This is a genomic window from Ghiorsea bivora, from assembly GCF_000744415.1.
Classification (GTDB): Bacteria; Pseudomonadota; Zetaproteobacteria; order Mariprofundales; family Mariprofundaceae; genus Ghiorsea; species Ghiorsea bivora.
Window position 1 is genome coordinate 395389 of record NZ_JQLW01000005.1, and the last position, 22259, is coordinate 417647.

At 43.6% G+C, this 22259-nt stretch carries 22 protein-coding genes and 1 tRNA gene; 16 read left to right on the forward strand and 7 right to left on the reverse strand.

The features are described 5' to 3' along the window. Positions 1 to 36: 36 nt before the first annotated feature. The 6 genes from DM09_RS02465 to DM09_RS02490 all read right to left on the reverse strand — a co-directional run bounded on the left by DM09_RS02465 (position 37) and on the right by DM09_RS02490 (position 7127). Positions 37 to 1470, reverse strand: coding sequence for a dihydrolipoyl dehydrogenase family protein (locus DM09_RS02465; protein WP_038247291.1), 1434 nt, complete (start codon positions 1468 to 1470; stop codon positions 37 to 39). Beyond that, complete coding sequence (locus tag DM09_RS02470; protein WP_038247293.1) at positions 1467 to 2162, reverse strand: TVP38/TMEM64 family protein; 696 nt, start codon at positions 2160 to 2162, stop codon at positions 1467 to 1469. Before DM09_RS02470 ends, DM09_RS02465 begins: the two co-directional genes overlap by 4 nt. Before the next feature lie 89 nt (positions 2163 to 2251). Then, entirely contained in the window at positions 2252 to 2830 is a 579-nt protein-coding gene (locus DM09_RS02475) for a general secretion pathway protein GspB (RefSeq protein ID WP_038247295.1), read from the reverse strand. Then, positions 2830 to 4527, reverse strand: a complete 1698-nt coding sequence (locus DM09_RS02480) for an ExeA family protein (protein ID WP_038247297.1) — start codon at positions 4525 to 4527, stop codon at positions 2830 to 2832. Before DM09_RS02480 ends, DM09_RS02475 begins: the two co-directional genes overlap by 1 nt. 184 nt (positions 4528 to 4711) lie before the next feature. Further along, a complete protein-coding gene (locus tag DM09_RS02485; RefSeq protein WP_038247299.1) occupies positions 4712 to 5695 on the reverse strand; it encodes an adenosine kinase in 984 nt (327 codons plus the stop codon). 67 nt (positions 5696 to 5762) lie between these two features. Beyond that, positions 5763 to 7127, reverse strand: coding sequence for a TldD/PmbA family protein (locus DM09_RS02490; RefSeq protein ID WP_038247302.1), 1365 nt, complete (start codon positions 7125 to 7127; stop codon positions 5763 to 5765). 93 nt (positions 7128 to 7220) lie between these two features. On the opposite strand from DM09_RS02490, the gene DM09_RS02495 reads away from it, so the two are divergent. After that, on the forward strand, positions 7221 to 8459 hold the full coding sequence (locus DM09_RS02495; RefSeq protein WP_038247305.1) for an ATP-binding protein: 1239 nt from the start codon (positions 7221 to 7223) through the stop codon (positions 8457 to 8459). Here the strand turns inward: DM09_RS02495 and DM09_RS02500 are convergent. Next, positions 8431 to 9327 carry a Rossmann-fold NAD(P)-binding domain-containing protein gene (locus tag DM09_RS02500; protein WP_051937960.1) on the reverse strand — a complete coding sequence of 299 codons (897 nt, stop codon included), beginning with the start codon at positions 9325 to 9327 and terminating at the stop codon, positions 8431 to 8433. The genes DM09_RS02495 and DM09_RS02500 overlap by 29 nt on opposite strands. Positions 9328 to 9394: 67 nt before the next feature. Between DM09_RS02500 and DM09_RS02505 the strand changes: the two genes are divergently transcribed. The 15 genes from DM09_RS02505 to topA all read left to right on the forward strand — a co-directional run bounded on the left by DM09_RS02505 (position 9395) and on the right by topA (position 22258). Next, positions 9395 to 9471 (forward strand) — tRNA-Ile (locus DM09_RS02505). A 46-nt stretch (positions 9472 to 9517) separates the two neighbouring features. After that, complete coding sequence (locus DM09_RS02510; protein ID WP_038247307.1) at positions 9518 to 9763, forward strand: BolA family protein; 246 nt, start codon at positions 9518 to 9520, stop codon at positions 9761 to 9763. After that, entirely contained in the window at positions 9760 to 10098 is a 339-nt protein-coding gene (gene grxD, locus DM09_RS02515) for a Grx4 family monothiol glutaredoxin (protein ID WP_038247309.1), read from the forward strand. The genes DM09_RS02510 and grxD overlap by 4 nt, the downstream gene beginning before the upstream one ends. A 256-nt stretch (positions 10099 to 10354) precedes the next feature. After that, complete coding sequence (gene rpoN, locus DM09_RS02525) at positions 10355 to 11758, forward strand: RNA polymerase factor sigma-54 (protein WP_038247311.1); 1404 nt, start codon at positions 10355 to 10357, stop codon at positions 11756 to 11758. Positions 11759 to 11761: 3 nt separating this feature from the next. Continuing rightward, complete coding sequence (gene hpf, locus DM09_RS02530) at positions 11762 to 12322, forward strand: ribosome hibernation-promoting factor, HPF/YfiA family (RefSeq protein ID WP_038247312.1); 561 nt, start codon at positions 11762 to 11764, stop codon at positions 12320 to 12322. Position 12323: 1 nt separating this feature from the next. Beyond that, the gene (locus DM09_RS02535; protein ID WP_038247313.1) at positions 12324 to 12758 is read left to right on the forward strand and encodes a PTS sugar transporter subunit IIA; all 435 of its coding nucleotides are present in this window, start codon (positions 12324 to 12326) and stop codon (positions 12756 to 12758) included. 29 nt (positions 12759 to 12787) lie between these two features. Beyond that, positions 12788 to 13732, forward strand: coding sequence for an HPr(Ser) kinase/phosphatase (gene hprK / locus DM09_RS02540; RefSeq protein WP_038247314.1), 945 nt, complete (start codon positions 12788 to 12790; stop codon positions 13730 to 13732). Then, positions 13732 to 14592: an RNase adapter RapZ gene (gene rapZ, locus DM09_RS02545; protein WP_038247315.1), complete on the forward strand. Its 861-nt coding sequence runs from the start codon at positions 13732 to 13734 to the stop codon at positions 14590 to 14592. The genes hprK and rapZ overlap by 1 nt, the downstream gene beginning before the upstream one ends. Then, the gene (locus DM09_RS02550) at positions 14589 to 14987 is read left to right on the forward strand and encodes a PTS sugar transporter subunit IIA (protein ID WP_038247316.1); all 399 of its coding nucleotides are present in this window, start codon (positions 14589 to 14591) and stop codon (positions 14985 to 14987) included. Before rapZ ends, DM09_RS02550 begins: the two co-directional genes overlap by 4 nt. Then, entirely contained in the window at positions 14987 to 15256 is a 270-nt protein-coding gene (locus tag DM09_RS02555; RefSeq protein ID WP_038247317.1) for an HPr family phosphocarrier protein, read from the forward strand. The genes DM09_RS02550 and DM09_RS02555 overlap by 1 nt, the downstream gene beginning before the upstream one ends. Continuing rightward, positions 15253 to 16905 carry a phosphoenolpyruvate--protein phosphotransferase gene (ptsP, locus tag DM09_RS02560; protein ID WP_038247318.1) on the forward strand — a complete coding sequence of 551 codons (1653 nt, stop codon included), beginning with the start codon at positions 15253 to 15255 and terminating at the stop codon, positions 16903 to 16905. Before DM09_RS02555 ends, ptsP begins: the two co-directional genes overlap by 4 nt. 44 nt (positions 16906 to 16949) lie before the next feature. Further along, positions 16950 to 17705, forward strand: coding sequence for a cytochrome c biogenesis CcdA family protein (locus DM09_RS02565; protein WP_038247319.1), 756 nt, complete (start codon positions 16950 to 16952; stop codon positions 17703 to 17705). Positions 17706 to 17790: 85 nt separating this feature from the next. Then, a complete protein-coding gene (locus DM09_RS02570) occupies positions 17791 to 18852 on the forward strand; it encodes a LysM peptidoglycan-binding domain-containing protein (protein WP_081881054.1) in 1062 nt (353 codons plus the stop codon). Between the two features lie 19 nt (positions 18853 to 18871). Next, on the forward strand, positions 18872 to 19963 hold the full coding sequence (gene dprA, locus DM09_RS02575) for a DNA-processing protein DprA (RefSeq protein ID WP_038247320.1): 1092 nt from the start codon (positions 18872 to 18874) through the stop codon (positions 19961 to 19963). A gap of 18 nt (positions 19964 to 19981) precedes the next feature. Beyond that, complete coding sequence (topA, locus tag DM09_RS02580; protein WP_038247321.1) at positions 19982 to 22258, forward strand: type I DNA topoisomerase; 2277 nt, start codon at positions 19982 to 19984, stop codon at positions 22256 to 22258. The last annotated feature ends 1 nt before the right edge of the window (position 22259 follow it).

Genomic DNA, 22259 nt, shown 5'->3' on the forward strand with positions numbered 1-22259 from the left:
TCATAAGTCCTATAGGCTACTAACCTGTAGCGTATATCAAAACCAGCGCATAAGAAAGCGTACAATACGCTTGGTGTTTGCAGAAAATAATTTGTCGGTATAAAAACTGCCTGCAATACGTTTATTCACTTCGGCAAGGGTTGGGTAGGGTGCAATCGCAGATGCCATGGCTCCAATTTTCATTTTTTGTGAAATGGCTAAAATCCAAGGTTGAATCAATTCACCAGCATGTAACCCGACAATACTCGCACCCAATATATGCCCTTTGGGCGTGACTACCACTTTGACCAAGCCCTCCGTGCGTTGCTCGGCTTGGGCTCTATCGTTTTCTGTGAAGTCCCATTTGAGAATACGTACCTCAATGCCTTGTGCTTTGGCATCGGCCTCTGTAAGTCCAACATGTGCCAATTCAGGGTCGGTGTAGGTCACCCAAGGCACAGCGGAATAATCCACCTTTGCAGGTATTTTGAATAAGATATTACGAATGATAATGCCTGCTTGGTAAGCCGCCATGTGGGTGAATTGATAAGGGCCAGTCACATCACCAATGGCGAAGGTTTTTTTGTTGCTACTTCGTAAGCGTTTATCCACTTCAATACCACGCGGCGAGTAGGTCACACCCGCTGCTTCAAGGTTTAAGCCGTTTACATTGGCTTTGCGACCTGTGGCAATTAATAAATGAGAACCGATAATGTCACATACTTTCGTGTCGCTTCCATCAGCTTCAGCAAAAAAGGCATGAATGCCATTTTTATGTTTTTCAAAGCGAAGACTTTTCACACCTTCATGGAAGTTGATGCCTTCTTTTTTTAGGTGTTCAAGTACAATAGTTGTTAGCTCAGGGTCATCTTTAGACAGCAGTTTCATGACTTCAATCACGGTTACTTTTGCGCCTAATCTTCGATGCGCTTGCGCCATCTCTATGCCAATCGGACCACCACCAATCACAATCAGGTGTTCAATGGGTGATGTGTTGTTAAAAATGTTTTCGTTGGTGAAGTAGGGAACATCGTTCACGCCATCAATGGGTGGTACAAAAGCGGATGAACCTGTTGCCACCACAAAATATTTGGCTTGGATGGTTTGATTACCAGCTTTGACTGTATTTTGGTTTATAAATTCCGCAGCAGCTTGGATGACATGGACACCCAAACCTTCAAACCGCTCCACTGAATCATTGGGTTCAATTTGGGCAATCACATGATGAATATGCCCGTGCACTTTTTTCCAATCTACGTTGGGGGTGGCAGCTTCAATGCCAAAAGCGGATGCATCACGCATGGTTTGCGCCACATGCCCTGCGGCAAGCATGGCTTTGGATGGTACACAACCTGTATTTAAACAGTCGCCACCCATTTTATGTTTCTCAATCAGCACAACGCTGGCACCCATTTGGGATGCGCCTGCGGCAACAGACAAACCACCTGAACCTGCACCAATTACACAAATATCTGTTTTAATGGTATTCATGATGCGCCTCGGTTTTGCCATTTTTTGTAAAACACAGGAATCAGGGATAATAAAGCCAAACCAATCAGTGCACCCATCATTTCAGGGGTTAAAATACCTGATACAGAAAAATGTTCACCTTGCTCAAACACTTTGCCTAAACCGCTTCCAGCAAGGGCAAAAACAAAGGTTGCAGGCATAATGCCAAAAAATGTGGCGATGATATAAGTGCGCAATGGTACACCCAAAAATGCAGGGGCAAGGTTAACAATAAAGAAGGGGAATAAGGGCACAAGACGCAATACAAACATGTAGTTAAGCGCGTTTTCTTGAAACCCTGTTCTCATGGACTGAATGGATTTCCCTGCTTTGGCAAGCAAAACATCACCCAGCGATGTTTTGGCAATTAAAAAGATCATTGTCGCACCTATTGTCGCACCCACCACAGTGTAAAGACCGCCCCACAATGCGCAAAAGAAAAAGCCACCCGCCAGTGTCATTACAGTACCGCCAGGTAGGGACAAAGTAACAACAGTAATATACATCAATATATAGGCTAAGGCTGAGATGAAGGGCTTCTCAGCTACCCAAGTATTAAGCTCTAAACGATGTGTTCGCAACTGTTCAAAGCTTAAATATTCATGCCAACCAGCCATGAAAAACAAGGTGGTAAGGGCGGCAATGATGAGTAGGGGTAAACTTTTTTTTAGCATATATAATTCCTTGTGTCTGATGTTACATCAGCTTGATTGTATGCTCGTATAGTCGCCACGCAATACAGATTCTTACATTATTGTCTTTGCTAATACGGTGGCCATTGGTCTTTTACTTTCATGGTAAAAGAAGTGCCCTGATATTGAAGCTCAATACCATGTGGTGTGATGTGGGTGAGTTGTAATTGTTCAGCAATATACTCCTGTTCATGTCTGACTTGGTTATTGATAATCACCATACGTTTACTGGTTTCTTCGCTATAAACATGGGCAGAAATAGTGATGGGAGGAAGCTGGTTTCGTAGCGTTGTATCCAATGCCATAATATTGGGAATAGTCTTAATCTTTTTTTGAACAGGGTTAGGGTCTTTTTTAATGTACTGTGTGGGTTGAGATTTGACCGCTTTGATTTGAGTGGTGGGTTCAGTTTTAGGGGCTGTGACATGGTTTTCTTGAGGGGTGATGACTTGCTGAGGTGGTGTTTCTTTTTGATTGAGAAATATCCAAAGCATAAGAAACCCCAAACCAATCATGATAAAATAAAGCCCATATTTTCCTTTTCCTTGGGGCGGAATGTTATTTTGCGCTGAAACAGTGGGTATAGACGTTGGGGTTTGTTGTTGCCTGTCTTTTTCTGCTTTATTGAGCGCATCTAAAATATACGACATCAGTTGCTTTCCTTTGTGGCGTGTAAACTGGGTGCATCGATATGATTTAAAGCATTGATATGAATCCAAGTCAAAGGCCCTGCAATACCATCAGGTGATAAACCTTCTTGCCGTTGTAATGTTTTCACTTGCTCTTTGAGCGTATTATCATATTGGGTACGTGGTGCGCCTATCCAGCTTTGATTTAGGGCTTGGGTGATTTGTTCAGCTAAAGTGGCAACCAAAGCCCCTGAATGACCAGGGCGTACAGGTGCGTTATAATCTTTGGGGGCTTTCCACAATAAAGTGAAATCATTATGGCTAAATAATGCTAAGGTAGTGAGTGGCACTTCGGCATAAACGTCTTGGGTTGCAAGCATTGCTTTAGCGCCGACAAGTTTTAACACCGCAGTATAAGCTTTTAAACCATCTTCATCGCTAATACTAAGTACAGCAGGTTTATCCAAGCTGCGCATGGCGGCAATATCTCCCAACTGACGCAGGCATTGGAGTTGATGTTGTTTAGCAAAAGTACAGGGATCAGCATCAGATGTTGGTTTATACACAATATTCCAAGCTTGGAATAAAGGTACAAAGGCTTGGTTAAAGTTGGTTGTACTAGGCAGATGCTGGGGTTCGGTGGCTTGAATAACTTCAACACCGGTAACTTCGGGCTGATTCACTTCAATGGTTTGTTCGGGCGTAATAGCTAAGCGTGTTTCTTTTTTGGTGGTTGCAGGCTTAGGTGTGGTTTGAACAGGTCGTGATGTTTGGGTCGCAACGGTGATGGTGTTTAAAGGGGTAGATGTGTTTGATGCATTCCAAACCCAAAGCAAGGTAATTGCTGCCGCCAAGAATAGAATATAAGGCAGTGCAGATTGCCGTGTTGCGGAAGCTGTTACAGGAGTTGTTTCACCAAGTACTTCATTTCTGGCTTGCTGCAAAATGTTTTTATCAACGTGTTTGTTTTCCGATGCATAAGTACCAAGCAAGGCGCGGTCTGCAATTAAATTAATCAGCCTCGGAATACCGCCTGAATATTCAAATAATAAATCCAATACAGGTTTAGGGAATAGCTCTTGGTTGTTTGCGCCTGCAATGGATAACCGGTGATGAACGTATGCCACCAATTCATCTTTGTGTAGCGGGGTTAAGTGGTAGCGCGATGTGACACGTTGGGCGAGTTGGCGTAAATCTTTGCGATTTAAAATGTCGACCAATTCAGGTTGTCCAAGCAGCATGATTTTCAGCAGTTTTTTATCGTTGGTTTCTAGGTTGGTCAAAAGCCTAAGCTGTTCCAACACAGAAATTTCTAAGTTTTGTGCTTCATCAATGATTAAAACGGTATGCCTGCCTTTGCTGTATGCTTCGAGCAGGTATTGGTTGAGTGCATCGGTCAGTGATTTAATGCTATGGGTGTCTGCGCATCTAATATGCAGCTCATCGCACAGGCTTGCCAATATTTCTGTTTCAGATTGTTTAGGGTTAATGATGTATGCAATATCGGTATGCTCAGGGATTTGTTCCAGCAGGTGTTTGCAAATGGTGGTTTTACCCGTACCGACTTCGCCAGTTAGCACCATCACTCCGCCTTCACCCTGCAAGCCATACAACATATGCGCTAAGGCCTCTTTGTGCCGCGCACTCATAAAGAGGTATTTCGGGTTGGGCGCGATGGTGAAAGGTTTTTCAGTAAAACCAAAGTAGGTGGTATACATTAAACTGCTTTAGCCCTCTAGTTCCAATAAAGTTTTCTTTGAGAGACTTACAATCATTGATACCACCTTTTTTGTTGAATATACCAATTACTTAGTCAGGATGGCATATGAAAAAACATTTTGTGTTCGCTTTTGTTTATTTAAAAGACGTTTGTCATATATATAAACTTAGCATTACAACCGTTTAGTTTAGAAGCTCCTGAATTTCTTCTTGGGATAATGGTGCTGGAAGTCTAGCGCCAAGCTGGGCTACGATTTTCGCAGCGGCATGGCTGCCCAAATGTCCTGCTTGTTTCCAGCTTAAACCATTGGTGATGCCGTAGAGTACACCAGCAGCATACATGTCGCCTGCACCTGTGGTATCCACAGCATCAACGGTGACACCTTCAATGGCAATCACTTCGCCGCCGTGCATGATGATAGAGCCATTTTTACCCAAGGTGAGCGCCACGTTATCGCATGTTTTGTGGATAGCATGGGCAGCATGGACGGGGTCATCTTCGCCAGTCAGGGCTGCTGCTTCATCTTCGTTGCAAAACAACAAATCAACTGGACCTTCAATCAGGTATTTGAACTCATCACGGCAAATATCGATCAAGAATGGGTCGGAAATGGTGAGGGCGATTTTGGTACCACACTGATTGGCAATATCAATGGCGTGTAAGGCTGCTTCCTTGGTCGATTCACCAGCAAACAAATAACCTTCTACGTAAATATAATCCGCCTTAGCAATCGCAGCTTCATCAATGTCTGATGGGGATAAAGTTGCAGATACGCCGAGATTGGTCAGCATGGTACGTTGGGCATCGGGAGTGATTAAAACCACGCAAGTACCTGTGGTTTCGTTGCTTGCCTTGGCGCCAAAATGAATGCCCAAATCTTGTAATTCTGTGGCATATTGCAGCCCGAAGTTATCCGATCCCGTTTTGCCACAATAAGCAACCTTGCCGCCCATATCTGCAATACCTACAATGGTATTGGCTGCCGAACCACCTGAACAAGTGTTGACCTTATGCGTTTGTAATGCATCAAGAATTTTTTGCTGATCTTCTTCGCTGGTTAAGGTCATGATACCTTTTTCAATGGCATTGGCTTCTAAAAAAGCATCATCACATTGTACTTGTAAATCCATAATGGCGTTGCCTACGCCGTAAACATTGATTGTCATAATCTTACCCTACCTTTTTGTTTCGTATGATGTTTCTTTTGGGCTGCATATATTTTGGTTCACCTTCTTATTGCCCTGCAATAGTCATGTCGGAAATCACAATGCTGGGCACAGCAGTGCTACCAAACCATGTAACATCATTGCCGACATGTGAAATAGCTTGAAACATATCACGCAAGTTACCTGCAATCGTCACTTCTTGCACGGGTTGCGTGATGACACCATTTTCAATGAGAAAACCTGCTGCGCCGCGTGAGTAATCACCTGTGACAGGGTTGATGCCAAACCCCATCAATTCGGTAACAAAAAAACCATCTTGAATGTCTTGCATGATAGCCTGTTGGTTTATATCACCACCATGTACGATGATATTAGATGTGCCAATGCCAATGTCACCTGTGAGCCCACGGCTGGCATTACCTGTCTCGGGTATATTCAATCGTTTAGCGACATAGCGGTTGGTTAACAATGTGGTTAATTTACCATTTTTAACAATGTTTTGTTGTTGGCATAACGTACCTTCACCATCAAACAAACGATTTGCCATGCCTTGAGGGTGGTCGGGGTTTTCTTCAACGGTAACAAAAGAAGGAAACAATGCTTTGCCTACATCATCTGCCAAGAAAGACCGTTTTTGTAATACCGCACGCCCATTGATGGCAGAAAACAAATGACCAAAAATTGAGCTTGCAATACGGGGTTCAAAAAGCACAGGGCAAGTGCGGCTACTGATGACTTTGCTGCCCAAACGTGATGCGGCGCGGTGCGCAGCTTCTTCGCCAATGGATTTGGCAGTGCGTAGTTTTGCGGCCTGAAATGCAGAATGCCAAGCGTAGTCGCGTTGCATGTTTTCACCTTCACCTGCAATCACAGACACCGATAAAGATGAAGAAGATTTTCGATTTTTTGCCACAAATCCATCACTGCAAGCATACACCTTTTCATCATCACCAAAACCAGCCGTCGCACCTTCGCTGTTTTGGATCTTATCATCAAAACCAAGTGCCGTTTCCTCACATTGTAGGGCGGCAGCCTTGGCGGCCTCAGTATCCCAGCCATGATGAATATGTGGGTGGGTTTCTTGCCATGCTGCCAAATCTTCTGTGCTAGGGTGGTTTGCGCCTACAGGTGCTACAACATCAGGGTCAGGCTCGGAAATCTTTGCCATATCCACCACTTGTTGCGCCAAAGATTTTAAACCACTGTCGGACAAATCTGATGAACTGGCAGAGGCAAACGCCAAGCCTTTGTTGGTTTCTACAAAACCCCTTAATCCTATGCCTTGGGCATGTTCAGCTTCAATGCTTTCCACTTTTCCATGGCGTACTTGAATGGATTTACCGGTGCTGTTCACTGCAATCGCATCGGCATGTTTTGCGCCTGCTTGGCTGATATAATCCAAAAGTTGTGCGGTTTTGTCTTGTAGATTCATTTTTATGCCCTTCTCTGCTATAATGGGCTAAGCATTGGTTATTTTTACTTGTCTGGCAAGGTGATTGCTTACTGATGGCATAAGGAGAAGACTGTGTTATTCAGGAAACTGGTTGTTGATGAGCGCAAGCGCAAACATTTTATCACTTTGTTGAACATTGGAATCGTAGTGTTTCCGTTAACTGCGGCAGTAGATTTTATGACGGACAACTATATAGGTGCTGTGGTTGAGGTCGTGTTGGCTGCGTGTTTTATTGCGGCACACTGGTTTATCCGTCATAAACATTATGTACAACAAACAGTTACTGTGATGATGCTGATTCTTCTGTTCGGTAGTTTGCTGCTGTTATGGAATGATATTTTGATGTTACCTTGGATTTCAGTTGTCGTGGTGATTGGTTTTGGTTTTATGGGGACAGACAGTGGTAGATTGTGGGCTGCATTGACTATTTTGTGTGTGGCTGGCGTTTTTATATTGGACTTAACCAGTGCTGAGCCTTTGTATAGTGTTTTAATGGCTATGAACCTTATTGTTAGCTGTATCGTTTTGGCGTTTATTGTTGATTATGCCTACTTGCAGCTGCAGAAATGGCAGGATCAACTTTTACAAGAGACAGCAAAGCAAGAGAGGTTGGAGATGGCCAAACGTTTTTCTGAAAACATGGCGCATTTAATCAACAATGAGATGCAAGCAGTGATTGGTTTTGCTGAAATCATGCAATACAAAGTGAAAGACCAAGGTTTACAGCAATATTGTGCTCAAGTTATCACTGCTGCAGAAAAAACCAGCCAACATGCAAATCAGTTGTCTGCATTTGTCGAAAAAGAGCCAAGCGATTTTAGTACTATTGATTTTCAAGTATTGGTTGAAAGTGTGGTGCAAGCATGGAAAGAACAGCTGCCTGAAAACATTCATGTACATATGAGTTGGCAAACTGGTGCACAACCGTGCAAGGGTAGTGCGGTGTTGCTAAAGGACATGATATTATCTGTTTTACACAATGCAGCAGAGGCTATTGGTCGTATTAAAGGTGACTATGAGGGTAAGGTTCAAGTGGTGCTTGACCATGAAATATTGCATGAGCCTTGTTCAGAACGCCAACTCAGAGAAGGGAAGTATATTGTTCTAAGCATTATTGATAATGGTGGAGGGGTTGCAGAGGCATTGCAAGGTAAGCTGTTTGAACCTTTTGTGACGACAGAGTTCTTGGGTCGAGGTTTAGGGCTGGCGAAAGCGTTTGGTATAGCTAAGCAGCATTCGGGTGCCATTGAACTGTTTTCTAGCAGTTGTTCGGGTAGTGTTTTTAGGCTTTGGACGCCCTTGATTTCATAGTTTGCTTAAAGGCATCCATGAAACTTGGATACTTCAGTTTAGGTCGCAGTTGTTGATGCAACTTACGATTGGATATGCGTTTATTGTCTCTAAAAAAATCCAAATAAGCAGGGCTCATTTCTTTTTCAGCTTGCTCGGGTGTGAGGACGATAGGTGTGGGTGCACCAATGATTTCAGCAAGCGTACACACGTAATCTTTGTGTGAACATGGTGTATCATCGGATAGATTCATGATGCGGCTTGCTTGCGGCTTTAACATGGCGACCATCAATGCAGCCACAATATCGTCCACATGAATGCGATTGGAGTAGTGGGCGGGTTGCCAAGCCACTGTTTTATAATTTCCTGCCATAAGCTTGGAAACGATATTGCGTTCATCACCATAAATGCCCGCTAAGCGAAATACTTCGGCAGGAGCACGCGATGTAAGCCAGACTTGTTCGGCTTTAAGGCGTTGCACACCGCGTGGGTTTGTAGAAAAATGAGTTGAAGTTTCGCCAATCCAATCACCTCCGCTGCCTGCATACACGCTGGTTGCAGATAAATAACCAGCCCACTTGAGCGTAGGTAGTTTTTCAACCAGAGCAGCCACCCATGATGATTGGGTTTCAAAAGGTTTGCGGTCTTTATCATAATTTAAAGGTATGGAATCAAGCACAGCATCACAATCTTTTAGCCATGTGTTATCCAATACCGCAGGGTTATCATTCACCACAGCATCAATACCTTGCTGCTGTAAGGTTTTTGCAGTGCTTTGATTGCGTACAGTGGCTTTGATGTTGATGCCTTGTACCAAGGCGGTGATGGCGAGTTTGCTACCCACATAGCCGCAACCGAGAATCAATAAAGTTTTGATGGGTTTGTTCATTGGTCTCCCTCTTGCTTAGTCTTTAAATTGAAACTATCTTGCGCCCTCTGTGAAGTTCACAGTGAACGGGCTTATGGCGCAACTGGTTAGCGCTACCGGCTCATAACCGGTTGGTTCTAGGTTCGAGTCCTAGTAAGCCCACCATATTATAATCATGTGGCATATCATGAGCAAAGCGAGGTGTTTGACAATGCGTAGTGTAAACCCTGAAGAATTGAAGCGATTGGTATGTGAGCATATTGAAGATGCGGATGTTGAGGTGCGCTGTTATTCGGGTGATGATCACTTTGAAATGACGGTGGTCTCTGCATCGTTTGCAGGCAAACCACGCATTGCACGCCACAAAATGGTGTATGCCGCATTGGGTGACAATATGCGTGCAGCAGTGCATGCTTTAGCATTAAAAACAAAAACGCCTGAGGAGGCAGCAGCATGAGTGATTCAGTCCAAGAGCAAATTGCAGAAGTTGTAAAAAATAACGATGTGCTTTTATTCATGAAAGGCACACCACAAATGCCACAATGTGGATTCTCACAACGCGTGTGTGCAATTTTACAAGAGCAAGGCGTTCCTTTTGCAGCAATCAATGTGTTGTTAGATCCTGCTGTTCGTGAAGGTATTAAGACATTCAGTGATTGGCCAACCATTCCTCAGCTTTATGTGAAGGGTGAGTTTGTGGGTGGTTGCGATATTGTGTCAGAAATGCACGAAGATGGTGAGCTGGCAACGTTGCTTGCGCCACTGAAAGAGGGTGACTCTGAAGCAGCATAAGTGCTAGGGAAGCTCTGAATAAGTCATGAATTTGCATCCTGCGTCTAGAGTACCCAAACGCTGCGTTGTGAATTTGAGCAATAGCTGGCGATTCCATGTGACCCACGCCTTGATTTTGAATGTTTTGAATCACAACTTGCTTCGTCTAGGTTTAATCAGAACTTCCCTTGCTTTTTTGAATAAAAAAATATATAACGTGGATGTGAATACGTTTGTATTATATGCCCGCGCTACAACAGCACTGGAGCCCATGTAAATGGCTGGTACTGTTCGGCAAAACCTTAGTCAAAAGCAATCGCAACGGCTTGCTTTAACGCCACAGTTAACGCAAAGCTTAAAAGTATTGGCGATGAATAGCCAAGAGCTTGAGCTGTATATTGAAGAAAGCCTAGAGTCCAACCCGCTATTGGAGTTGGATGCAGACAATACGCCGCGCCAAAGTGAAGATACTTCTGTATCGCAGCAAAAAGAAGATTGGCGTGAGCAAGGTGATAATCGCTGGGAAACCATGTACCAAAATGGCAGTCAGTTTGATGGTATGCCAGACCCTGACCAACAGTGGAAAGATGAACAAAGTTTGAGTGAGTCTTTGCACGAACAAATTAACCAACAACCGATGAATGATAAGGAACGTGCAATTGCACATGCTATTGTTGATTCCTTAGAGGATGATGGTTATTTCCGTGTTACCGCAGATGAAGTGATACAAGCCGTTGATTATGAAGGTGTTACTGAGGCTGATGTTGTGCATGTGTTAGAGTGTATTGTGCAAGAGCTGGAGCCAGGGGGCATTGGTGCACGCGACTTAACAGAATGTTTGTTGTTGCAGATTTCAGATGATGATGTGTCGGCGATGTTGGTGCGCCAAATGTTGTTGTACCATGCGGATAAACTTGCAGATGATGAAGTTTTGATGCAAGAAATGCATTGCTCATCCGAAGAACTCATTGCGGCACGTCATTTATTGCGTCGGCTTGACCCTTTTCCAGGTCATGGCTTGCGCGGTGTAGAAAATATTTATGTACAACCTGAAATTATATTCCGCATTGTGGATGGTGAGGTTGAAGTGGATGTGCCCAAATCTGGGTGGCGCGGGCTTAAAGTGAGTGAACAGTGGGCTGGTAAAACATGGACAGGCAAAGATCGCGAGTTTATGGATGCAGCCAGCCAAGAAGCCAAATGGTTGTTGAGTGCATTGGATCAACGCAGTGAAACATTGATGAAAGTTGGTTTATGTTTAGCGGCAAAACAACGGTTGTTTCTTGAGCATGGTGTTTTGGGTTTGAAACCATTAACCTTACAAGTGGTTGCAGAAGAAGTCGGTTTGCATGAATCAACCATTTCGCGCGTAACCAATGGTAAATATGCGCAAACGCCTTTGGGTTTGATTGAAATGCGCTGCTTTTTCTCGGCAGGTTTACCCACACGTGGTGGTGGCATGATTTCAGTGCACAGGGTGCAACAACGGGTGAAAACATTGATTGAATCAGAGCCTATTGGAAGGCCGATTTCAGACCAAGCGATTTCAGACCGTTTGCAAGCTGAGGGTATTGGTATAGCAAGGCGCACCGTTGCCAAATACCGCGAACAATTAGGGCTGCCGCCAAGCAGTCAACGAAGGCGTGCTGTAAAAACACGCTTATCTCAAAGCAGGAGGTAGGAAATGCAAGTATCTATTACAGGTCGTCATGTGGACTTAACAGAGCCGCTTAAATCTTACGTTAATGATAAATTAGGGCATTTGAAACACTCATTTGACCATGTTGTTGATGTGCATGTGGTATTAACAGTTGAAAAACATAGGCAACGTTGTGAAATTAATATGGCTGCCAATGGTATTACGATTCATGCCAAACATGAAACGGATGATATGTATGCAGCCATTGATGGTGTGGTGGATAAACTTAATCGTCAACTCAAACGCTATCGTGCAAAATTGCAACGTCATCAAGGTTCACAGCGTAAAACCAGCATGAAATTGCGTGAAAAAGTTTTGGATGTCGCGCATGATACTGATGAATTGACGGAATCTTATAAACCCAACACCTTGGCTGATGAAGTGGTTGATGTGCAAGTGATGAGCATGGATGAAGCCGTGATGAAAATGGAATTGTCTGAGAAAGATAATGTGTTGCTTTTTACCAATGAAGAAACAGGTAAACTGAATGCATTAACACGTCGCCCTGATGGCTCATTGAGCTGGATTGAGCCTGAAGCTGCATAAAATGAACAAAAGCATACCAGTTCGTCCAGAGCGTGTTTTGTTAGGTTCGAAAGCACAGAGCAAACGTGCACTGTTAACAGAAATGGCTGGTATGCTTTCTTCCATGGACCCTGATTTGGTGTTGGAAGTGATTATGGCTAGGGAAAAGCTGGGTAGCACTGGCATGGGGCATGGTGTGGCGATTCCACATGGCCGTATGCGGGGGCTGATAGAGCCAGTGATTGTAGTCGCTATTCATGAAGCAGGCGTTGATTTTGATGCGATTGATGATGCTTTGGTGCATATTGTGGTGATGTTGCTTGTGCCAGATGATAATAACAAAGTTCATTTAGAGCTTTTGGCAACGTTGGCGCGTTTATTACAACAGACCGATATACGCAAAGCCTTGCGAGATGCGCCTGATGCGGAAACAGTAGCATCATTATTTGCTGCATGATCTGTTGTTATGTTCCGTGTGAGTAATCCATGAAGAAAAACCCAAGGATTACAATTGCCGAAATACTTGCAGAGCAAGGTGAAGTATTAAAAATGTCCTTGGTTGCAGGCGAAAAAGGTTTGCACCGTTATATTGACCATCCCAGGTTACAAAAACCATCTTTGGCATTTGCTGGTTTCATTAAGCATCTTAGCGATATTCGCATGCAGGTGATTGGGCAGACAGAAGTCGAATATTTGGAAACACGTACTGAGCAAGAGCAAAAACATGTGATTGATGCAGTGTTTGATTTGCGTTTGGCGTGTGTGGTGATTACACGAGGCATTAAACCACCAGCGCTAATTTTAGCTGCTGCCCAACGTACAGATACACCATTGATTATTTCTGAATATGAGTCGTCGTCATTTATGGCAAATATGACGCTTTTTTTATCCCATGCTTTAGCGCCGATTACCCACCATCACGGTGTATATATGGATGTGTTTGGTATGGGGGTATTGCTTCGAGGTGATAGCGGCATAGGTAAGAGTGAAATTGGTTTAGAGCTTATTGCACGAGGGCATAGATTGATTGCCGATGATATGGTGGAATTGATACGCGAAACGCCAACTGTGTTGGTAGGGCGAAGCCCCGAAGTATTACGCTATCAAATGGAAGTGCGAGGGCTGGGTATTTTAGATATCCGAAATATTTTTGGTGCAGCAGGCATCACCGATACCAAACGTGTACGACTTGTGGTGGATTTGATGCCTTGGGAAGATTATCAGGAAAAAAATAGGCTTAATAGCGATGAAGAAGTGGTCTTGCATGGTGTAAAGCTACCCTCAGTACAGTTGTTTGTTAGACCAGGGCGCTCTCTTGCAGCACTGATTGAGGTAGCAACACGTAATCAGTTGCTTAAACAACGTGGTTTTAATAGCACAGAAACGTTTACCCAGGCTTTGCGGCAACGTATACAAGATCAGAGCGACTGATGCTTTTTATTATCACAGGACTTTCAGGTGCGGGTAAAAGTACGGCTTTACATGCTCTCGAGGATTTAGGTTTTTTTTGTACAGATAATTTACCTGTAACGATGCTTGCCCACTGGGCAGAAAATATGATGCGGAATACAGATAATGCAGCTGTTGGTATTGATATTCGGAGCACAGAGAACCCTGAGTTATTATCGCAAGCTTTGGGCTCAATACGGCAAGGTTTGCCATGGAGAATCATTTTTATTGATGCTGAAGATGCCGTGTTGCAGCGTAGATTTTCCACATTGAAGCGTAGGCACCCTTACGCTCCTGATATTGATTTGGGGCAAGCTATTGTTGCTGAACGAAGGGCTTTGGAGCCGCTGCATGAACAAGCGGATATTATGTTAAACAGTTCACGACTTACCCCGTATCAATTGGCGGATTCGGTAGAGTCTTTTTGGCATAAACAAAAGATGAATTTGGTAGGTGCGCAGCCAGTTACATGTTCATTGGTTTCGTTTAGTTACCAAAAAGGTTTGCCACCAGGCGCTGATATGGTGATGGATATGCGCTTTTTGCCTAACCCACATTATGAACCTGATTTGGCTCCGTTGACAGGAAAGGATGAGGCCGTTCAAGCATTTTTTAAACCTATAGCTGAAGTTAAAATGGCGGAAGATAAAATCAAAGATTGGTTAGCATTTATTTGGCCGCATTTGATACAAGAGCGGAAGCGGTATTTTACTTTGGCTTTTGGCTGTAGTGGTGGTCGGCATCGCTCGGTATATATGACAGAGAGGATTGCTGCTTGGATGGTAGCGCAAAAGATGAGTGAACCATTGATTCGCCATCGAGAGTTAGGGGATATTCAATGATTGGTGTTTTATTGCTGGGACATGCCCGTATTGCTAGTGAAACCAAACAGGCTGTTGAACATATTTTAGGGGAGCAGGCACAGTTTAAGGCAGTGGATATTATCAATTCTGATATACCAGATGAAGAAGATACAGGTTTAAGTGCTGTATTGGATAATTTGAATCAGGGGCAGGGTGTTTTAATTCTGGTTGATTTGTTGGGTGCAACACCTTGGAATATAGTGAATCGTGTGGTGGTGAATCAGCATGTGGCATTGCTTAGTGGTTTTAATGTGCCTGCGGTGGTGCGGGCGATTAGCTTGCGTCAAGAATGTGCGGACTTAAACCAGCTGGCACAATCCAGTGTGGAAGCAGGGAAACATTATATGCGATTACAAATGGCGGAGTTCGGGTGATGGTAAAACGCCAAGTTGTGATTCAAAACAAATTGGGTTTACATGCACGGGCATCGGCATGTTTTGTCGCCGAAGCGAGCAAGTTTAACAGTCATATTAAGGTGCAATATCAAGACTATGAAGTGAATGGTAAAAGCATCATGGGGATTATGATGTTGGCGGCAGCCAAAGGTGCTGAAATTACTTTGATTGCCAGTGGAGAGGATGAAGATGAAGCTGTATTGGCTTTAGAAGCATTGGTGAATCAACGCTTTGGGGAAGATACATGAATGCGCAGGGTCACGTGCGTAGACAGGGTTCTGCAGTTGCCAAAAGCTCGGGGCTGGTGCTTGGCTGTGCGCAAAGGTTGAATCAAAAACACCATATTATTCAAGAATATAAGATTTCAAGCGATGATGTTGAAGCAGAAATAATACGCTTAAGCACTGCGATTAGCCAAGCAGTCTATAAGTTGCAGCAAGAAGTTAAAACGTTAGCTGATATGGATGCATCAGGTGAGCTTAAACATATCTTAGAAGCTTATGATATGATGTTGCAAGACCCTGAATTAATTCAGCAAACTGAGCTTTTTATTCAACGGGAATGTATCAATGCCGAATGGGCATTAAAAAAGAGTTTAGGGCAAATTATTCAAGTTTTTGAGCATATTGAAGATGCTTATTTGCGTAGTCGGAAAGCAGATATTGAACATATTGGGGAACGTATTTTTGTGCAGCTGGCGGGTATCAATCAGCAGCAACAGTACGAACATGCTATTATGGTGGCTCAAGATTTTTCACCTATGGACATCGTGGATATGTGGCGTGCAGGCGTATCTGGTTTTGTATCTATTCAAGGGGGTGAAAATAGCCATACCATGATTGTTGCTAGGGGTATTGGTCTGCCAGGTATTGCGGGTGTACAAGAAGACTTCTTCGCTTGGGTTGATGATGGTATGTCGCTTATTCTAAATGCTGAAGAAGGATCATGGGTACTTAGTCCAAACAAACAGGATTTGATGCAATTTGAGCAAGCAGAACAAGTGCTACAATTAAAACATAAACGCTTGCAGAGCTATGTGGATAAACCTTCGGTTAGCCACGATGGATACAGTATGCCATTGATGGCAAATGTTGAATTCATTGAAGAAATTATCATGGCGCAGCAACAGGGTGTAGATGGTATTGGTTTGTTTCGTACAGAGTTTTTATTTATGCAAAGTGAAACGCTGCCCAGTGAGGCGGTGCAACTAGTGTACTATCAGCAGGTGATTCAAGGCATGAAAGGAAAACCTGTGACCTTTCGTTTGCTCGATGTGGCCATTGATAAAATAAAAGTAATGGATGGTATGAATCCTGTTTTTGAAGGTGAGAACCCTGCCTTGGGTTTGCGCGGTGTGCGCATGTTGTTGCAAAACAAAACAATTTTACAAAGTCAGCTGCGCGCAATCATACGCGCTGGTTGGCATGCAGAGATCTCGATTTTGGTGCCCATGGTTACCGTGGCGTCAGAAATGGTGGATGTAAGGCAAGTGGTGCACGAAGTCTGCCAAGATATTGGGTTTACAGGTAAGGTTTGTTTGGGTTGCATGATTGAAGTGCCTGCAGCAGCTTTGGTGGCTGATACACTGGCGCAGGTTTCAGATTTTTTCTCGATTGGTAGTAATGATTTGGTGCAGTATAGCCTAGCAGTTGACCGTACAGATGAACATGTGAGTTACTTGTATGATGCTGGGCACCCAGCTGTGATGCAGCTATTGCAGATGACGGTAGATGCGGCGCAAAAACATCATATTCCAGTCTCAGTATGTGGTGAACTAGCCGCAAATCAAGCTTGGCTTCATACATTTTTAATCATGGGTATTACAAGCTTGTCGATGAGTGCGCGTCATGTTTTGCAAATACGCGAACAATTACATCATTTACGCGCCTTTTCGTAAGTTCTCCTGTAAACTTGCGACCAATTTCATAAAAAGAGGTTTTCATGTCAGAAATTTCATTGTTTGGTGCCTTGATTGCAGGGTTGCTATCATTTTTATCACCTTGTGTTTTACCTTTAGTACCCGCATATTTATCTTTTATTAGTGGTGTTTCCGTGGATGCTTTACGTGGTGATGCGTCCGTTGACCATCAACAAGTAAGGCGCACAGCGATGATACAGTCCATGTGGTTTGTGTTAGGTTTTAGCTTGGTATTTATTGCCTTGGGCGCTTCGGCATTTTGGTTGGGTCAATGGTTGTTGATGCACATGAGCACCTTGGCTAAGGGTGCAGGGCTGATTATTATTATCTTTGGTTTGCATTATACAGGTTTGATTCGTATTCCGTTCTTGATGATGGAAGCCCGTCTAAAAACAGATAATGTGAAAGGTACAAGTGGTTTTGGTGCTTTAATTCTGGGTTCAGCTTTTGCCTTTGGCTGGACACCATGTATTGGTCCCATTTTGGGTGCTATTTTAGCCATGGCCGGTGCGCAGGGACAAGTAGGCGAAGGTATGATGTTGTTGGTGATGTATTCTGTTGGTTTGGGTATTCCATTTTTATTGGCAGCTTTTGCGACCAATGCATTTTTAAACTGGTCACAACGTTTTAAACGCCATTTACATGCTGTAGAAGTTGTATCAGGTATCTTGCTCATTGTGGTGGGTGCTATGATTTTCTTGGGTAGTTTCTCTACTGTGGCAGCAATATTGTTAGATTATTTCCCGTGGTTGGCGGACATTGAAGCACTTGCCAGTTAGTTGAAAAGTTGCGGTGAGGCTGATTATCTGCCACAATTTTGCTAATTCTTAGTAATTTTATAAGTAGTTACGCAGGGAGCTTCACATGAAACTTGAACTTCGCATCCTTATGTTGGCTTTATTATTATCGCCCAGTTTATTGTTTGCCGATGCTTTTTTAATGCCCGGTACAGTAGCAAAAAGTGAGCTAGTTAAACCCTTTCCACAGCCATATATTGTCAAAAAAGGTGATACTTTATGGGATATTGCAGAAGAATATTTTGCAGATCCTGAAAAGTGGATAAAAATTTGGGAACAAAATTTGTATGTATCTAACCCTGACTTGATTTACCCTGGTAATGAAGTTTGGCTGCGCATTAAGGAAGCCAAGAAGAAGGTTGAACCGAAACCTGAGGTGGTCAAGCTTGAACCACGTATTATTTATAAACCCGCGCAACGTATTGAAAAAGAAATTGATACCAAAATTTTCCTCACGGCTTTGGCAAGACAAGACTTTATTCGTCCTGATGCGGTTGAAGGTGTAGGGCATATTCTTGATTCGGAAGATGAGCGTTTGAACTATGGTGCTTTTGATCGTGTATATCTTACCTTGGATGTAAAAGCGAACCCAGGTGACATTTTTGATATTTATCGAACAGGTGACCCTGTATATGACCAAACAGAAAATGGGAAAAAGATGGCGGGTTACCTTGTTAAACATTTGGGTAGAGTTGAAGTAACCTCGGTAGAAAGTGGTGTTTATCGTGGAACAATTTTGGAAGCTTTTGAAGAAATTGGCCGCACAGACCGTTTGAAAAAAGCAAGGGTGATTGATTATAATATTGAACCGACTTACCCCAAAGGTCCTTTGTTGGGTCACGTAATGTATATCCGAGATGATGCTGCAGAAGCAGGGCAAGGCCAAGTTTTAGGTATTGATTTGGGTTTAAAAAATGGGCTTGAGGCAGGTGCAATTCTGGGTCTATACCGTCAAGGCAGATTGGTTCGTGATAAAACTTACGAAGAAGAAACATACCAAGCTTTACCCGAAGAAAAAATTGGTGAAGTGATTGTTTTGGTACCGCAAGAAAATGCATCGATTGTATTGGTGATGCGCTCTTCTGCACCGATTAATACGGGTGATATGGTTCAGGCATTGCACCAATAAAGGATAGTATTTTCTTAGAATGATAAGTCAGTCGGCGATTGATTATCTCCGATTAAGCCTAGTTTCAGGTGTTGGTGCATACACAGCACAACAACTGATTGAAGCGTTTGGCTCCGTGGATTTAATTTGGCAACAATCCAAACAGGCATGGTTGGACATTGAAGGTGTAGGGCCAAAATTGGCATCGGCACTATCGGCAGCCCGCTCGCTCCAAGCCGATCGAGATATTGAAAGTCTGGTGAACATATGCCAGCAAGAGAATATCCATATGATTTGCCAAGCCGATGATGTGTGGCCTCAAGGTCTTGATAGTTGCGCTGATGCCCCCATGGTTTTGTATGTACGCGGTGCATTGGCAAGTTTACAATCACAAAAAATCTTAGCCATGGTGGGCGCGCGTAAAGCAAGTGCAGAAGGAAGATTGATTGCCCGACGTTGGTCTGCATATTGCTCCCAACAAGGGGTGGTGGTGATTAGCGGCATGGCACCCGGTATTGATTCTGCAGCACATGGTGGTTCTTTGGATGCTGATGCCGCTGGTATTGCGGTGTTGGGTTACGGTTTGTTGGCAGGCAGTGCGCAACAAATACGCCAAATAGATGTTTTGGCTGAGAAAGGTTGTGTGTTGAGTGAATATGTGCCGCATACTGTAGCAAAAGCAGGTTACTTCCCTCAGCGTAATCGCTTGATTGCGGGTATTGCTCAAGGACTGATTGTGATTGAAGGTGGTTTGAAGTCAGGTTCATTGATTACGGCGCGTCAAGCTTCGCAATATGGACGAGATGTGTTTGCAGTGCCCGGCTCTGTACTGAATGATATTCATGCAGGATGCCATCAGTTGATTCAAGATGGTGCAATATTGGCGACAGATGCTGCGGATGTTTTACAGCATTTGGCTTGGCATGCAGGTGAAACAAAGCGTGCTTCTTACCAGCCAACATCGGATATTGAAGCGAAGATTATGGGTCTGTTGGGCAGGCAAATTATGCATGTGGATAGTCTTGCCGAAGATTGCGGCTTGACCGTGCCCGCGCTTTCTTCCATCTTGCTGCGCCTTGAGTTGCAAGGGGTTATCGAGAAACTACCCGGTAGCCGATACACATTATGCTAAGTTTTATAAGGGGATAACATGAGTGCAGTTGTAGTGGTGGAATCTCCAGCCAAAGCCAAAACCATAGAGAAATACCTAGGCAAAGGTTATAAAGTGCTGGCTTCTTATGGTCATGTTCGGGCTTTTCCGAAGAAAGATGGCTCTGTAGACGTAGACAACAACTTCGCCTTAAAATATGAAGTGATTGAAGACAAAAGAAAACGTTTGTCGGACATTGAAAAAGCCTTAAAAAAAGCCGATGAACTTATTCTCGCCAGCGATTTGGATAGGGAAGGGGAAGCCATTGCTTGGCATGTTGCTGATGAAATGGAAAAACGCGGCAAACTTAAAGGTAAGAAAGTTTCGCGGATAACATTCAACCAAATTACCCGCAAAGCCATTCAATATGCTGTGGATCACCCCACAGAATTAAACATGCCATTGGTGGATGCGCAACAGGCACGTTCAGCCTTAGATTATCTGGTGGGTTTTACATTATCACCGCTATTGTGGCGTAAAATTCGCAGTGGTTTATCCGCTGGGCGGGTACAATCGGTTGCGCTACGTTTGATTTGTGAGCGTGAACAGCATATTCGAGACTTCAAACCCAAAGAATACTGGACGATTGAAGCTTCATGTATCAATGGTAAAACCTCCAAATCAACGTTTAAAGCGTTATTAAATACTTTAGATGGCAAAAAACTCACTAAATTTGATTTAAATAACCAAAAAGTAGCACAACAAGCAGCCAAAACTGTTGAATCAGCACGTTTTACGGTCAGCGATGTTCAGAAAAAGAAAAGTAAACAAAACCCATCCCCACCATTTATTACATCCACTGTGCAAATGGAAGCATCACGTAAACTTGGTTTTACGGCACGAAAAACCATGCAAATTGCGCAGAAATTGTATGAAGGTGAAGAGGTTGATGGTGAACGTGTTGGTTTGATTACGTATATGCGTACAGATTCTATCAGTTTATCGCAAGAAGCGATTGATGAAGTGCGTGAGCAAATTCATCAACAGTTTGGCAGCGAGTATGTGCCATCAAAACCACGGGTATTCAAAACCAAAAGTAAAAATGCACAAGAAGCACATGAGGCTATTCGCCCAACATCATTTGCGCGTACTCCTGAGAGTTTGAAGGGCACATTGTCAGCAGATGAACTCAAGCTCTATACCCTGATTTGGAAGCGTACTGTAGCGTCACAAATGGAAGCCGCCGTGCTTGACCAAGTGCGCGCTGATTTAACATCAGGCGGCACCATACTTCGCGCTAATGGTTCAACCTTGGTTTTTCCAGGTTTCCGTAAGCTTTATATTGAAGGCACAGATGAACCGAGCAAAGGTGGTGATGAAAAAACATTGCCGCCTTTGGAAGTCGGTGATGTGATTGATGTTGCATCGGTTGAACCCAAGCAGCATTTCACCGAACCCAAACCACGTTTTTCTGAAGCGACACTGGTTAAAGAGCTTGAAGCCCATGGTATTGGTCGCCCATCAACCTATGCATCGATTTTGAATGTATTGCGTGAGCGAAAATATGTAGTGATGGATAAAAAACGCTTTGTGCCAACGGATGTGGGCGAAATTGTAAGCAAGTTTTTAACCGATTATTTTGGTGATATTGTGGATGTGAATTTCACCGCTGACATTGAAGATAAGTTGGATGCTGTGGCGCGTGGTGAGCGTGAATGGAGACCCTTGTTGCATGATTTCTGGGGTCCGTTTAAAGAACGGATTGACCACACCCAAGAAAACGTCAAACGCTCTGATGTGACGCATGAAGCAACCGATGAAATTTGCCCTGAATGTGGCAAGCCGATGGCAATCAAACTGGGTAGGTATGGTAAGTTTATGGCTTGTACGGGTTACCCTGAGTGTAAGGTTGCCAAACCGTTGAATGATAATGGTGGAGCGCCTGCAGAACCTGAGAAATCTGACCAAATATGTGAAAAATGTAGTGCACCTATGGTGATTAAGGTAGGGCGTTATGGTAAGTTTTTGGGTTGCTCGGCTTATCCTGAGTGCAAAAATATTCAGCCTTTAGAAAAACCTGTGGATACAGGCATAACTTGCCCTACCTGCAATAAGGGTACTTTCTTAGAGAAAAAGTCGCGCAGGGGTAAAGTGTTTTACTCATGTTCACAATACCCAAAATGTAAACATGCATTGTGGAACAAGCCGATTGATAAAAAGTGCCCGGAGTGTGATGCCCCCTTTGTTACAGTTAAAGTGACTAAACGTAATGGTACAGAACATGTTTGTGCCAGTGAAACCTGTAATTGGAAGGAACAAGTCGAAGCACCCGAGTAGG

Bases quoted from the DNA above. Each gene is read 5' to 3' on its own strand.
- DM09_RS02465 (WP_038247291.1), bottom strand. From the start codon at position 1,470: ATGAATACCATTAAAACAGATATTTGTGTAATTGGTGCAGGTTCAGGT.
- DM09_RS02470 (WP_038247293.1), bottom strand. From the start codon at position 2,162: ATGCTAAAAAAAAGTTTACCCCTACTCATCATTGCCGCCCTTACCACC.
- DM09_RS02475 (WP_038247295.1), bottom strand. From the start codon at position 2,830: ATGTCGTATATTTTAGATGCGCTCAATAAAGCAGAAAAAGACAGGCAA.
- DM09_RS02480 (WP_038247297.1), bottom strand. From the start codon at position 4,527: ATGTATACCACCTACTTTGGTTTTACTGAAAAACCTTTCACCATCGCG.
- DM09_RS02485 (WP_038247299.1), bottom strand. From the start codon at position 5,695: ATGACAATCAATGTTTACGGCGTAGGCAACGCCATTATGGATTTACAA.
- DM09_RS02490 (WP_038247302.1), bottom strand. From the start codon at position 7,127: ATGAATCTACAAGACAAAACCGCACAACTTTTGGATTATATCAGCCAA.
- DM09_RS02500 (WP_051937960.1), bottom strand. From the start codon at position 9,327: ATGAACAAACCCATCAAAACTTTATTGATTCTCGGTTGCGGCTATGTG.
- DM09_RS02510 (WP_038247307.1), top strand. From the start codon at position 9,518: ATGCGTAGTGTAAACCCTGAAGAATTGAAGCGATTGGTATGTGAGCAT.
- grxD (WP_038247309.1), top strand. From the start codon at position 9,760: ATGAGTGATTCAGTCCAAGAGCAAATTGCAGAAGTTGTAAAAAATAAC.
- rpoN (WP_038247311.1), top strand. From the start codon at position 10,355: ATGGCTGGTACTGTTCGGCAAAACCTTAGTCAAAAGCAATCGCAACGG.
- hpf (WP_038247312.1), top strand. From the start codon at position 11,762: ATGCAAGTATCTATTACAGGTCGTCATGTGGACTTAACAGAGCCGCTT.
- DM09_RS02535 (WP_038247313.1), top strand. From the start codon at position 12,324: ATGAACAAAAGCATACCAGTTCGTCCAGAGCGTGTTTTGTTAGGTTCG.
- hprK (WP_038247314.1), top strand. From the start codon at position 12,788: ATGAAGAAAAACCCAAGGATTACAATTGCCGAAATACTTGCAGAGCAA.
- rapZ (WP_038247315.1), top strand. From the start codon at position 13,732: ATGCTTTTTATTATCACAGGACTTTCAGGTGCGGGTAAAAGTACGGCT.
- DM09_RS02550 (WP_038247316.1), top strand. From the start codon at position 14,589: ATGATTGGTGTTTTATTGCTGGGACATGCCCGTATTGCTAGTGAAACC.
- DM09_RS02555 (WP_038247317.1), top strand. From the start codon at position 14,987: ATGGTAAAACGCCAAGTTGTGATTCAAAACAAATTGGGTTTACATGCA.
- ptsP (WP_038247318.1), top strand. From the start codon at position 15,253: ATGAATGCGCAGGGTCACGTGCGTAGACAGGGTTCTGCAGTTGCCAAA.
- DM09_RS02565 (WP_038247319.1), top strand. From the start codon at position 16,950: ATGTCAGAAATTTCATTGTTTGGTGCCTTGATTGCAGGGTTGCTATCA.
- DM09_RS02570 (WP_081881054.1), top strand. From the start codon at position 17,791: ATGAAACTTGAACTTCGCATCCTTATGTTGGCTTTATTATTATCGCCC.
- dprA (WP_038247320.1), top strand. From the start codon at position 18,872: ATGATAAGTCAGTCGGCGATTGATTATCTCCGATTAAGCCTAGTTTCA.
- topA (WP_038247321.1), top strand. From the start codon at position 19,982: ATGAGTGCAGTTGTAGTGGTGGAATCTCCAGCCAAAGCCAAAACCATA.